The organism is Roseovarius sp. W115, assembly GCF_032842945.2.
In the GTDB taxonomy this organism is placed as follows: Bacteria; Pseudomonadota; Alphaproteobacteria; order Rhodobacterales; family Rhodobacteraceae; genus Roseovarius; species Roseovarius rhodophyticola.
Map to the genome: position 1 here is coordinate 20,997 of NZ_CP146606.1, position 12,181 is coordinate 33,177.

Annotated in this window: 14 protein-coding genes and 1 pseudogene; 2 read left to right on the forward strand and 13 right to left on the reverse strand. The window is 60.0% G+C overall.

The window, feature by feature from the left end; translation table 11 throughout:
• The first annotated feature begins 400 nt into the window (after positions 1-400).
• Positions 401-637, forward strand: coding sequence for a hypothetical protein (locus RZS32_RS00095; RefSeq protein ID WP_317055009.1), 237 nt, complete (start codon positions 401-403; stop codon positions 635-637).
• 112 nt (positions 638-749) lie between these two features.
• On the opposite strand, the gene RZS32_RS00100 is transcribed toward RZS32_RS00095, so the two are convergent.
• Together RZS32_RS00100 and cysE are read right to left on the reverse strand one after the other, a co-directional pair.
• Entirely contained in the window at positions 750-1,817 is a 1,068-nt protein-coding gene (locus tag RZS32_RS00100) for a PLP-dependent cysteine synthase family protein (RefSeq protein ID WP_317055010.1), read from the reverse strand.
• A gap of 111 nt (positions 1,818-1,928) precedes the next feature.
• Positions 1,929-2,738: a serine O-acetyltransferase gene (gene cysE, locus RZS32_RS00105; protein WP_317055011.1), complete on the reverse strand. Its 810-nt coding sequence runs from the start codon at positions 2,736-2,738 to the stop codon at positions 1,929-1,931.
• A 314-nt stretch (positions 2,739-3,052) separates the two neighbouring features.
• Between cysE and RZS32_RS00110 the strand changes: the two genes are divergently transcribed.
• Positions 3,053-3,163 (forward strand): TraR/DksA family transcriptional regulator, encoded by a 111-nt coding sequence (locus RZS32_RS00110; RefSeq protein ID WP_339106912.1) that lies wholly within the window; start codon positions 3,053-3,055, stop codon positions 3,161-3,163.
• A 14-nt stretch (positions 3,164-3,177) separates the two neighbouring features.
• Here the strand turns inward: RZS32_RS00110 and RZS32_RS00115 are convergent.
• The 11 genes and pseudogenes from RZS32_RS00115 to RZS32_RS00165 all read right to left on the reverse strand — a co-directional run bounded on the left by RZS32_RS00115 (position 3,178) and on the right by RZS32_RS00165 (position 12,145).
• Positions 3,178-7,186 (reverse strand): annotated as a pseudogene (locus tag RZS32_RS00115) (baseplate multidomain protein megatron).
• Positions 7,187-7,189: 3 nt separating this feature from the next.
• Positions 7,190-7,633 carry an NlpC/P60 family protein gene (locus RZS32_RS00120; RefSeq protein WP_317055013.1) on the reverse strand — a complete coding sequence of 148 codons (444 nt, stop codon included), beginning with the start codon at positions 7,631-7,633 and terminating at the stop codon, positions 7,190-7,192.
• The gene (locus tag RZS32_RS00125; RefSeq protein ID WP_317055014.1) at positions 7,630-8,520 is read right to left on the reverse strand and encodes a DUF2163 domain-containing protein; all 891 of its coding nucleotides are present in this window, start codon (positions 8,518-8,520) and stop codon (positions 7,630-7,632) included. Before RZS32_RS00125 ends, RZS32_RS00120 begins: the two co-directional genes overlap by 4 nt.
• Positions 8,517-9,149 carry a DUF2460 domain-containing protein gene (locus RZS32_RS00130; protein ID WP_317055015.1) on the reverse strand — a complete coding sequence of 211 codons (633 nt, stop codon included), beginning with the start codon at positions 9,147-9,149 and terminating at the stop codon, positions 8,517-8,519. The genes RZS32_RS00125 and RZS32_RS00130 overlap by 4 nt, the downstream gene beginning before the upstream one ends.
• Before the next feature lie 15 nt (positions 9,150-9,164).
• On the reverse strand, positions 9,165-9,824 hold the full coding sequence (locus tag RZS32_RS00135; RefSeq protein ID WP_317055016.1) for a phage tail tape measure protein: 660 nt from the start codon (positions 9,822-9,824) through the stop codon (positions 9,165-9,167).
• The gene (locus RZS32_RS00140) at positions 9,817-10,035 is read right to left on the reverse strand and encodes a rcc01693 family protein (protein ID WP_317055017.1); all 219 of its coding nucleotides are present in this window, start codon (positions 10,033-10,035) and stop codon (positions 9,817-9,819) included. The genes RZS32_RS00135 and RZS32_RS00140 overlap by 8 nt, the downstream gene beginning before the upstream one ends.
• Complete coding sequence (locus RZS32_RS00145) at positions 10,032-10,352, reverse strand: gene transfer agent family protein (RefSeq protein WP_317055018.1); 321 nt, start codon at positions 10,350-10,352, stop codon at positions 10,032-10,034. The genes RZS32_RS00140 and RZS32_RS00145 overlap by 4 nt, the downstream gene beginning before the upstream one ends.
• Before the next feature lie 5 nt (positions 10,353-10,357).
• Positions 10,358-10,771 carry a phage major tail protein, TP901-1 family gene (locus RZS32_RS00150; RefSeq protein WP_317055019.1) on the reverse strand — a complete coding sequence of 138 codons (414 nt, stop codon included), beginning with the start codon at positions 10,769-10,771 and terminating at the stop codon, positions 10,358-10,360.
• 26 nt (positions 10,772-10,797) lie between these two features.
• Entirely contained in the window at positions 10,798-11,211 is a 414-nt protein-coding gene (locus RZS32_RS00155) for a DUF3168 domain-containing protein (RefSeq protein ID WP_317055020.1), read from the reverse strand.
• Positions 11,208-11,546: a head-tail adaptor protein gene (locus RZS32_RS00160; RefSeq protein WP_317055021.1), complete on the reverse strand. Its 339-nt coding sequence runs from the start codon at positions 11,544-11,546 to the stop codon at positions 11,208-11,210. The genes RZS32_RS00155 and RZS32_RS00160 overlap by 4 nt, the downstream gene beginning before the upstream one ends.
• The gene (locus tag RZS32_RS00165) at positions 11,543-12,145 is read right to left on the reverse strand and encodes a head-tail connector protein (RefSeq protein ID WP_317055022.1); all 603 of its coding nucleotides are present in this window, start codon (positions 12,143-12,145) and stop codon (positions 11,543-11,545) included. Before RZS32_RS00165 ends, RZS32_RS00160 begins: the two co-directional genes overlap by 4 nt.
• Positions 12,146-12,181 lie beyond the last annotated feature (36 nt).

The window sequence follows — 12,181 nt, forward strand, 5'->3', positions numbered from 1 at the left end:
ACCCATTTGACCGCATGTCTGGCGTGTCAAACAAGACTTGTCTTGTCAGGTCAGGAGAGCGTCACATGAAAAGCATCTTTTTGGTCGGAGCAATTGCGATCGCCGCGCTTAGCCCGTCATGGTTACCCTTTGGCGCCGAAAAAACCCCATCGGTAAGCCCGCTGACAGCGCCTCCAGCCGTGAGCATCATGCCGTTGCATTGGACACATGACGGATTTTAACACCAGCTCGCCTGCTGGTTTTTCCGATTGTCAAAACAGGCGCGCACTCGACTAAGTGCCCAAGCCTGCGCGCATAGCCGCACAACACCGTGACCAATAGTGAAAGCAGAACCTCTTGAGGCAGCGGGCCAGACATCTCATTTTTTGATCAGTTACAATCAGACAATGAGCCCCTCGACATGTCACATACGGTAAAACTGATCGCTACACTGCTGACCGCCGCCATCGCGCTAAGCCCAGCTCCTCTTATGGCCAAACCAAACACTTTTCCTGGAGAAAACGCCGAGTACCTGCCCAAACTCAGTCCCGAGACGATTGAAAAGCGCAAAAAACGTGCTGAAAAACGAGAGAGAACGCGCGAGGAACGGCGTCTGAAGCGTTTGCAAAAAGAAACCAACCGGACGGGAACTAACTAACACACGACGTCTCGGAGGCGCGACAACGTCGGTGTCAAAACCTCGGTGTCCCAGATTTTTTAAAGCGTTTCGCGATGAACCTGAATCACAGAGTGTCGCGAAACGCTATACTCTACATTTGATAGCCTGGCGTTGATTTCGAAAGCGCCTCTTCCTCATCGGTCATATCCTCGGGGATGCCCTCGAAGAGCGGCGTCGAGAGATATCGCTCGCCGGTATCGGGCAGCATGCACAGGATGACCGAGCCTTCCGGCGCTTTTTCGGCAATCTGCATGCTCACGGCAAAGGTAGACCCCCCGGAGATACCAGTGAATATCCCCTCTTCCGCCGCAAGGCGCTTGGACCAAGCGATGCCATCCGGCCCAGCCACGGGCAAAAGCGCATCGTGATAACCCTGATCCAGTGCTTCTTGCAGCACCCATGGGATAAAATCCGGGGTCCAGCCCTGGATCGGGTGCGGCTCAAAATTCGGGTGGCCTTCGGTCGGCTGATGATCCTCGTTGCGGGTGTTGACATAGCCCGACGCCACCAGCGCCGCATTGCCCGGCTCGGTCAGGATGATCTTCACATCGGGGCGTTCTTTCTTGAGCACCCGGCCCACGCCTGAGACTGTGCCGCCCGTGCCGTAGCCCGTGACAAGATAATCCAGCCGCTCGCCTTTGAAGTCGCCCAGAATTTCCTGCGCCGTTGTACTGGCATGCATGTCGGCATTGTCGGCCGTCTCAAATTGCGACGCCAGAAACCATCCATTGGCTTCGGCCAGTTCCTTAGCCTTCTGGTACATGCCAAAGCCTTTCTCAGCACGTGGCGTCAACACGACCTTAGCCCCCAGAAAACGCATCAGCTTGCGCCGCTCGATGGAAAAACTGTCGGCCATGGTCACAACCAGCGGATAGCCTTTGGCCGCACAGACCATGGCCAGACCAATGCCGGTGTTGCCCGATGTGGCCTCAACCACGGTCTGCCCCGGTTTGAGCCGCCCGTCACGTTCCGCCGCTTCAATGATGTTGAGCGCGAGCCGGTCCTTAACCGAGCCTGCAGGGTTGAACGCCTCGAATTTCACGTAGACCGTGACATGATCCGGCGCGATGGAGTTGATCCGAATGGCCGGCGTGTCGCCCACCGTGTCGAGCACGCTGTCAAAAAGCCGCCCACGTCCTTTTGTCTGCCGAATTCCCATGGCTCTCCCTTTCCTTTGGGTGTTTGCATGGGGCCAGCATAGGAACAATTTATGCGCGCAGGCCAGAGGCACGCGCGCATTTGAGGAAGGTTTCCTCGAAAAGCTCTCAGATTATTGGTTTTTTCCCAGCATATGGTCCATCGACATGGACGGCTGATCACAGCCCGCCTCGCCCACGATCCGCGCGGGAATGCCCGCGACAGTCTTGCAGGGCGGCACTTCGGCCAGAACCACCGAGCCCGCCGCGATGCGCGAGCAATGACCCACCTTGATATTGCCCAGAACCTTGGCTCCGGCCCCGATGAGAACCCCATCGCCAATCTTGGGATGACGGTCTTCCTCTTCCTTACCGGTGCCACCCAGGGTCACGGAATGCAGCATCGAGACATTGTCGCCGACCACAGCCGTTTCACCGATAACAATAGAATGGGCATGGTCGATCATGATGCCCTTGCCGATTTTGGCGGCGGGGTGAATATCAACGCCGAACACTTCAGAGCATCGCATCTGGAAGAACCGCGCCATATCCTTGCGGTCGTTGTTCCAAAGCCAATGCGCCACGCGATAGGCCTGCACCGCCTGAAAGCCCTTGAAATACAGCATGGGCAGGATGAACCGGTCACAGGCCGGGTCACGGTCATTCACCGCAACAATATCGGCGCGCGCGGACTGACCCAGACGGGCATCCGCCGCAAAGGCCATGTCGCAGATTTCCCGCAAGATCTGTTCCGGCATTTCATTTGAGGCCAGCTTCAGCGAAATGCGGTACGCCAGCGCGGAATCAAACGATTTGTGGTGCAGGATCGAACTATGTACGAGACCGCCCAAAAGCGGCTCGTCCTGCACGGCGGCATCCGCCTCAGAGATGATACGGGCCCAGACCGGGTCCAGTTCAGCGAGTTTTGCACGGGTTTCGGCCATGACGTGGCTCCTTCCTCATTGCTTTCCTGTATACCAGATAGGCATTCGGGGTAAAATGCAAAGCTGTTATGTGGGGTGTCACGGAAATGGATGAAACACAACTGGCAGAATTTCGTGCGCTGATTGAGGCCAGGTTAACAGAATTGAGCGGCGAGGACGTGCTTGGCGCGGCGGGCAAGGCAACCGTGGAGTTGGATCAGCAGGCCGTGGGTCGCCTCAGCCGCATGGATGCCCTGCAAAATCAGGCGATGGCCAAGGCCACCGGGGTTCGGCGAGAGGCCGAGCGCGCCCGGCTTTTGGCGGCTCTGGCGCGGATGGATGAGGGCGAATTTGGCTATTGCGATGATTGCGGTGAGGAGATTGCCGAGGGGCGCTTGCGGCTGGATCCAGCGGCACTGAAATGTGTCGACTGCGCGCGCGGGTAGCCGCTTATTTTGCCTTACCCCGGCACATCCAGCGTCGCAAACCGCCCCGGCCCGAACTTGGCCGAGATTTGTGCAACATCGATCTGATATGCGCCAACCAGCCCATCTGCGGCCTGTGCGGCCAACGTATACGTCCAATCCGGGCTGTTCACTGATCTCTTCGCGCTGCACGGCATCTGCTTGTACAACGCGCACCAGATAACTTTCGCTTTCCTCGCCCAACGGCACCTCAAGCGTGTCCCACCGGTCCCCGTCAATCCGCGTGCGCCGGACCCAGGTGAGGGTTCGGTCCACACCGGACGTCCCATTCAGGCGCAGGTGCACCGGGCTGAGCGGGCGCAATCCCAACCCGTCAAAGGCCAGCAAAGCCGCACTGTAAGACGGGTCATCCACCGGGCGCGCGGCAGGTCCAATGCGGTAATACCGCGCCAATCCGCGCCGTGCTTCGGCCATGTCGATTTGCCTGGCGCGGCCATCAAGCCGCACAATATAGCTGCCCGCCGGCCATTCGGAGCTGGTTTCCGTGCCCATCTGCCCCCGCAAGCGATGCGATAGAAGATAGGTATCGGTATCAACCAATTCCGCATCGCGAAACTGCATCAGCTCCCACCCATCAGGTGTGCCATCGCTCACCGCGCAGAGGTTCGCGCCGCCCAGAAACGCCAGATCGCTGACGCTCTGCAGCGCGCCGTTCAGCATGCGCACCTGTACCGCATCGCCTCTGTCAATCCGCCCGGAAGGTGCTGTTTCCAGCGTGGTTTCCAAAACCCCCACAACGCTTTGCGCCTCGATCAGCGTGTTGAGACCATAGTTGGCATCCTCATCCGAGGCATACACAGCCACGTTGCCCGGCCAGGGAGACCCGAACGCTGCCACATGCGGGCTGTGCGGTGTTTCTTCGCCGGTTAACAAGGGTAAATCGAGGAAAAGCGGCGTGACAAGGCTGGGCGGTTGGAAAGACCGAAGCGAAGCAGAGATATCCGGCACTTCGCCAACCTCATAGGTGTCCGCCTCAACCCGCACGGCCTCTATCTTCTGCGCACCAGACAACTGATCGGTACGGTCCACGCGATAGTGACCCTGACCGCCCTCCTCGGGGATAGAGATCACGTCGCCCGCGCCAATACACATCTGCGAGGGCGGCAAGGTCAGGCGCAGCGTGTCGCTTGCTGTGCGCGCCTCCGCGAGCCAGCGCTCGACGGTTTGTCGCCCCTCAGCTCGCGTCATCACCAACGGAAATTCCGAGGTGGATACAGCATGCGTGGCTTGATCCGGCAAGATTGCCTCTTCAGCGACCACATCAAAACTGCCATCCGCCTCGACAAAGCGCAGACGCACACGACCGGCAAGCTCAACGTCGCTGCCACGGGTGTACTCAATCAACCCGTCCATTTCGCTGTCGCGCACGAGTGAGTCGGGATCAATCTCGTAATCCGCCCCGCCATCACGCATCCGGAATTGCAGCACGCCGTCGCGTTCCACAGCATCAAAGCCATAGCGTAGCGTCAGAGGCTGCAGCGTGCCACGAGCCTCGCCCACCTGATCCACGCTGTAGCCCCGCACAAGGCCGTAAAGCTGTGTGACATCAATGTCTTCCAACCCGGACCTGGCACAGACTTCACCGACGACAGACGCCAGAGACCGCGCCGAGACACGCCCGTTGATCCAGTGCCCGCGCGTGTAATTCGCCCCATCGCTCCAAAGCTCCTGATTATTCGGAAACTGCGGATAGGGGCGCATATCCCAGGCCCAGACATAGGCGTGATCCATGTCGATCATCGGCCCGTCATAGACCTCGGAGACGGGGTTGTTCTCGGGCGCCGTCCAGTAGTCGGATACTGCTTTCAGGTACTGAAACTGGATCAACTCATCCCGCTTACCCTCTGAAAAAGCGGGTAAAAGCGACTCTGATGATTTCTCGTCAATGAATCGATTGGGATGGTTCGTGGCCTTATCAACCGCCGCACAGCCATATTCCGTAAAGCGCACTGGCTTGCTGCCCGGCACCCAGGCTGTGGGCGTCTGTGACCGCACACCGCCCACCCGGTCATGGTGCAGGTTTTGCCACCAGTTGCGAATGTCCTTGTAGCGCCAGATCCAGGGCTCATCATGTTCGGCGTCGGTGATCGTGGTCCGGGTTTGCGCCTCACGGGCGGCATCCGTGGCGTAGTACCAATCATAGCCCTCACCGCCCTCGACATTCGCCTTCAGGTACTCAAGATCATAGATCGACCCCCACCCCGCTGCGGCATCGGCATGCGCGGTCCCATTGCGCCAATCGGACAGCGGCATGTAATTGTCGATCCCGATGAAGTCGATATTGGCATCCGCCCAAAGCGCATCGAGATGAAAGAACCGGTCGCCTGAGCCATCCTGCGGCTGATAGCCAAAGTATTCCGACCAATCCGCCGCATAGCCGATCTTCACATCCGGCCCCAAAAGTGCCCGCACCTCGGCGGCCAGATCAATCAGCGCGGCAACAGCGGTGAAACTGTTGTTTTCCCCACGAATTTGCGTCAGCCCGCGCATCTCAGACCCGATGCAAAAGCTTTCAACCCCGCCCGCGGCCACGCAAAGCGCGGCTTGGTGCAAGATGAACCGCCGGTATCCCCATTCATTGGGGCCGGTATACTGCACAGGGCTGACCGTCACTGGGCCGGAAAACTGCAAAAGCGCTGTCGCAGAGGTAAAGACCTCAGATTGCGCGGCGGTAAAGCCTCCGGCAATGCTGAAATCAGCCGCGTTTGCGGTGCCAAAAAACGCGGCCACTTCGGCTTCGGCCGCCGTCGTGCCATCTGTGCTGCCCGGTTGGTTTGGCGCCTTTGATGTGGTGATCCGCCCACGCCACGGCAAAACCGGCTGATCCGGCGCATCGCTATAGGGGTCAGGGCGTGCATTACCCGCCTGCTGATCCATCAGGATAAACGGGTAATACATCACCTCACGACCCGCCGCAGTTAGTGCCAAAATTGCTTCGATCACGGATTGATCCGTCGGCGTGCCGCCATAAATCGGCTGGCCTGCCCCATCCTCGGGCACCGCCTCGGCCTGCGCCCGGCTCAATCCGGACACACGCCAGCGCATATTGCCCGCATCATAGGTCTTTTGTTCCACCTTGGGCCTGATCGTGCAGTCGCCACAGCGCAGATCATCGCCAAACCAGCTCACCACCAGCGAAGTGGCCTTGGCATGGGGCAATTCGCCGGTCAAATGATCCAGCGATGTGGCAAAATCGCTTTTGCCCGATGGGCTATTGGCGTTGACAGCGCGCCGCGCACCATACCCATAGGTCATGTTCGCCACAGTTGTGGCCAACGCATATTCCCCGCTGCCCGGCAAAAGCGCGGCACCGCGCACCGCCTGCACCAGATCGCCCTCAGCCGCGTCAACACCCTCTTGCGCAGGACGGCTGACCTCAAAGCTGAATTGCGGCACACGCCCGCCATAGGGGGTCAGGTCCAAATCCTCGATCACCACATAGGCCGTGCCGCGATAGGCGGGCACAGTGCCAACACCTTCCACGGCTTCAATCTTGGGATCAGGCAGCTGATCGCGAGAGCCGGTGTAGACCCGCAAGGTCAAATCCTCACGCGGCACTTCAAGCCCATCCGCCCAGATGCGGCCCACACGCGTAATCTCTCCCTCACAGAGCGCAATCGCCAGGCTAACAGAATAGGAATAACTGCGCGTCTTGGGACGGCTCGGTGCACCCTTGCCTCCGCCACCGCCGGATTCACGGACAGTTTCGAGAAATTCGGTGGCCCAAATAACCTGTCCAGCCACTCGCGTGCGGCCATAGACCTGCGATATGGTCTCTCCTTCACCAGTGCCGGTAAGGCGCAGACGGTTCACACGCCCGGTCTCAACCGTGTCCGAACCTTGCCCCATCAAACGCTGATCAATGGAGCGCCCAATGACAGCCCCTGCAAAACGGCCCACTGCCGCCATGGACAACCCAAGAACCGAGCCACCCAAACCGCCACCAATGGCCGCGCCTGCCGCCGAGAGAATTACCGTTGCCATGCTCTAAATCTCCTCGGGGAATGCAAAACGGGCCACGATGCGTCGCCGCCACGCGCTGGTCAGAGAACTTTCCACCACGCCATGACTAGAATAGGCATGCACAAACTTTGCCTGCGCTCCTGTCTGTGTGACCACGCCCAGATGCTTGGCCACCGATCCGTCACGCATGCGAAAGAGCACCACATCCCCCAATGCGGCCTCCTCCCGGTCCTTGGGGCGCAAATGCCGCCCCGCTGCGCGCCAAAGCACCTCGTCGCGTGCGGGCTCTGACCAGTCCATGCTGTAGGGCGGCACCGCCTCGGGCTCTGCCCCATAGAGCGCACGCCAAATTCCCCGGATCAGGCCAAGACAATCCGCCCCCGCCCCTTTGCGGCTGGCCTGATGCCGATAGGGTGTGCCAAGCCAGTCCCGCGCCTCAGCCACCACACGCGCCTCAACCCCGCTCATGCCCTGCGGCTCCCGCCATCCAGTACTTGTGCACGGGTTGGATCGCTGATCGACCAGTCATCTCCGGGAATGTCTGGAAAGCCTTGAAAATTCAGGAAATTGTTGAACTTGGCTTGACAGGTTTCGCGCGCCTTGTCGCATCCCGCCTCAAGGCGCAATGAATCGCCTGGCGCAATCTCTGCCCGGATCGGATGCCAAAGCTCCAGGACACGCGCATTGGCGGTCTCACTGTCACTCTTGATCAGGCCTGACAGCCCTGCGGCCTCACCGTCCAGCACGCGCAGCACGCCATGCCGGAACCACCCCGGATCAAACCCGGCCAGCGCAGCAAAGCGCAGCACCCGTCGACCTTCGATCGTCTCAACCGGCACGTCAGTTGTGTAACCCGGTGTGCTGAGGTCAAACCCACATCCTTCATCCCCCAAAACCGCCGAGCATGGCTTTTGAAACACCCGTCCCAAAGGCACGTTGAGCTTATCTGTCAACCCGCGCAGCTCGGCCTCAAAAGCCCCGCCCGCACGGCGGATTTCCCCAATTGTGCCGCGAAAAAGAAGCTGCCGCTCGTCTACATTGGCCCAATTGACCAACCACGCGCGCACCTCAGCGCCGTCATACCGCCCAGCCTCAATATCCGCATCGCGAATGGCCGCATCGCTCAGCGCCCCCACCGCCTCGGAATTGTCCACCGACAACCCCGTGGTTTGCTGCAACGCCGCCGCAGAAAGCCCTGTTTCTGCTTTGAAAACGACGTTCTCAAAACTCAGATCCATATCGTGATCTGTAAACCCAAGTATCTCGCCATCACGGCGCGTCACCGCCCAGCATCGCGCCGTTGTCGCCTGCCCGGTCTGCAAATGCGCCTTCAGCCCGGCATCAAACCCGCTCATACGCGCACCTCGACGATGGGCACGTTGGGCGCTTCTCCGGCCTGAAAACTGGCCAGGCTGGTGTGAATGCGGTCGGTGTCAAACCGCACCGGGACATCGAATTCAAACCCGGCGGTGATTGGCACGCCGGTGTTCACGGGATGGGCAAAAGTGACCACGCCGGTTGTAGTATCCACGCTGTAATGCACGCCCTCTTGCTGCGCATCTCCGCCCAGACCCACACGCACCGTCCCGTCCACAGGCTTGGTGATCGGCCGCGCATAGGTTGTTTCACCCGAGCGATACGTCTTGATAAGCTGAAACGCATCGGTCACGTCATCTCCGGTGCCAATGATCTGATCTTCATAGGCAATCTCACCGAGCGCCGGGCAGGATTTGTAATCCGTCCAATCCTTCCAGCGGAACCCGTAGATCTGCCCTTGCCGTGCCTCGAAAAACGCGATCAGCGTCTCGATATCATCGAGGCTGCGCATGGCCACGCCCGCGTCATAGCGCCTGCGCGAATGGCGCCAGGGCGTGTTGCGCTCTTCAAACCCATTGGCCAGCGTGACCACATCCGTGTACCGCTCTGGCCCGCCAATCGAGCCAAAACTCAGGCTCGCCGGAAAACGTATCTCGTGAAAGCTCATGCTCTGCCCCTTGATTTAGCGATTGCGATTGCCGCGCCCGATCACGCGCCCCAGTTGAGCGGCGATCTGAGCCTGTGAGCGACGAAATCCTTCAACATCCGGGGTCGAGACATTCATCACCACGCTGATCGGCTGGCCGCCCCCGCCACGCACCCCCAGCTTGCCATCGGCCCCGCGCGCCAGCGGCATGATCGCCTCTGGTCCGGCCTCCCCCATCAGGCCCATACCGCCCCGCATTGGAAAAGTCGTTGGCCCGCCGATCACCCCGCCATTGGCAAAAGGCTGCACCCTGCCCTGAGCAAAGCTGCCGCCCTTCTCAAACGGAAGCAGATTGCCCACCAGCGCGCCGATCCCATCGGAGATCAGCCCACCCACCTGATTGGTCACCGGGCGCACGGCGGCATTGAATACCGAATTGACCATCGAATTGGCCAAATTACGCAGTGAGTCCGACAGGCTGTCGCCATCGACAACCGCGCTGCGCATCGCTTTGGTCAACCCTCGGCTAAAGCTGCGCTCCATCCGCGCCGCATCTTGGCCGGTGCCCGCAAAGCTGAGCTTCACGCGCGCCATCTCCGTGTTGAACGCCGCGGCCATATCGCTTGCCGCGCCCAGGTTTTCATCCAGCGCCGCAATCTGCGCATCCAAGTCGTCAAGCCCGCCAATCTCAGCCATCTTTCACCTCGTTTTGTTCGTCGGGATATGCAGAAAGCAACTGCTCAAACCGCGCGCGTCTGAGCGGCCTGAACCCGGCAGGCTTGCCCAGCATCAGTTCAAACTCAGCCGGCGTCAGCGCCCAGAAAGCCGCCGGCGACAGTCGCAGCATGCCGATTCCGGCCTGCATCAAACCGACCCAGTCAAACCGTTCTGCACCTGCCCCGCTCATGCGCTCTCGGCGTTCAAAAACGCGCGCGTCAGTAGCGCAGCAGCAGCACGCGCCGCGCCCACCGGCCCACCCTCAATTTCTGCACTGAGCAGATCCTCGGCCGTGCCAGTCCACCCCCCACCGCGCAGCCCCGCCACAATCAGCGCCAGCACATCACGAGTGGAGAACCCACCATTCTCAAACCGCTTGATCAGTGCGACCAGTGAGTCCGCCTCAAGCCCCGCCTCAAGCTCAGCCAGAGCCCCCAGCGTCAGCTTAAGAACGTGACGCGTGCCATCAATCACAAGCGCCACTTCTCCGGCATACGGGTTCGCCATACCGTTCACGCCGCCACAAAGCTGAGCTGACCCGCCGAAGACAGTGCCAGCTCATAGGTCGCCTCGCCGTCATGCGTACCCGCATATTCAATCGAACTGACCTGAAACGGGCCTTCGATGATGCCGAAATCCGGAATCACCACCTGAAAATCCGGCATTTCCCCGTCGAAAAAGATCTGCCGCGCACGTTCATCGCTGCTTTCGTCGCGAAAGATGCCCGAGCCGCTGATCGCGGCTGATTTCACGCCCGCCCCGGCCAGCAACTCGCGCCAGCCACCTGCGGATTCCAGGCTCGTGACATCCACGCTTTCTGCGTTGAAGCTGATCCGCGTCGCCCGAAGGCCCGCCACAGTCTGAAAGTTTCCGTCGCCTGTAAGGTCGATCTTGACCAAAAGGTCTTTGCCATTTTGCACTGCCATGATGTCTGTCTCCGAAACTGTTGGGGTTACGCGGTGTCGTCCACACGCGCGCGAAAAATAAGATCGATCCGCCTGAGCGCGCCGGTGCCTTCGCGCTGCGCCCGGGCGCGATAGAAGTTGAGCGAACTTAAACGTCCTCGGCTCAACACGAGAGGCGCACCAACAAGCGCATCACTGATTGCCCCTGCGACCTCCTTGGCGGCATGAAAGCCCGACACTTCTGTCACCACTGAAACGGTGAACCGATGCCATGCCCCCTGCCCGGTGACATCTGATTGCACCTGTGCGTCCTCAGGTCCGAGCGTCACATAGACAGGGGGCATACTGCCCTGGGGCAGCGCATCATATATCGCGCCTGCCACCAGATCATTCAAAGCAGTATCCGCCGACAAACGTTGATAAACCGCCGCCTGCAAAGCGGCTGCTACGCCATAGCTCACAGCGCGACCTCCTCTTCACAAAAGCAGGTCAGATAGCGCGCCTGCGCATCTGCTTCGGCCACAGCCTGAATGCGAAAGACACGCACGCCTTCGCGAAACCTCTGGCCAGGCGTGGGCCGCGATGGCGCACCATAGGGCGCCGCACGTACAATGATACGATACACAGTGGTCGATAGGCTCACCGCCTCACCGGATGCATCTCGGCCCGTGCGCGCCTGCACGTCGGCCCAGACCGCGCCGAGTGACACCCAAGTGTCATCAAATCCACCCGCACCATCCGGTGTGCGTTCCCGATGTTCCAGCATCAAATGCCGGTTGAGACGTGGACCATTCATGACAAACGACCCCCGCTCAGCAAGCGCACGGTACGATAGCGCTCGATCAGGGATTTGACCCCAAAAGGCATCTGTGTGTCGCCCTGACGCGTCTCATGACGATGCTCGTAGTAATGCGCCGCCAGCAGGATCACCGCCTGCCCAAGATCCGCAGGCAAACCGCCCCAGGCGCTGGCATAACCCGCCACAAAGCTCAGCTCAGCCACGCCGCCGGGCGGCACACCGGGCAATGTACTGCCCACAGGGCGCAGGATTGGACGTTGCGCATCGGCCTCCAGCACGTAATGCGTGGTGTCGATGGTCTCTTCTTCTTCAATCCGGTTGCGCAGGATCAATGAAACAATCTCGCTTACAGGCGCCACCGGAAGCGCTTGGCCCGTGGCATCCCACCACCGGGTCAGCGTCCATGAAAAAGTGCGCGTAATCAAAATCTTTCCAGTACGCGCCTCAATCGCCGACACTGCCGCGCGCAGATAGCTTTCCAAAAGCGGATCTTGCACATCCGCATCCGAAAACCCGGTTCCCAGCTTGAGATGCGACTTGAACTCATCCACCGGCAGCGCGGATTGAGAAACGGCAGTCTCTTCGATTAACATCATGGTTTCACTCCAGAAATCCCAACCCATCTCCTTGCT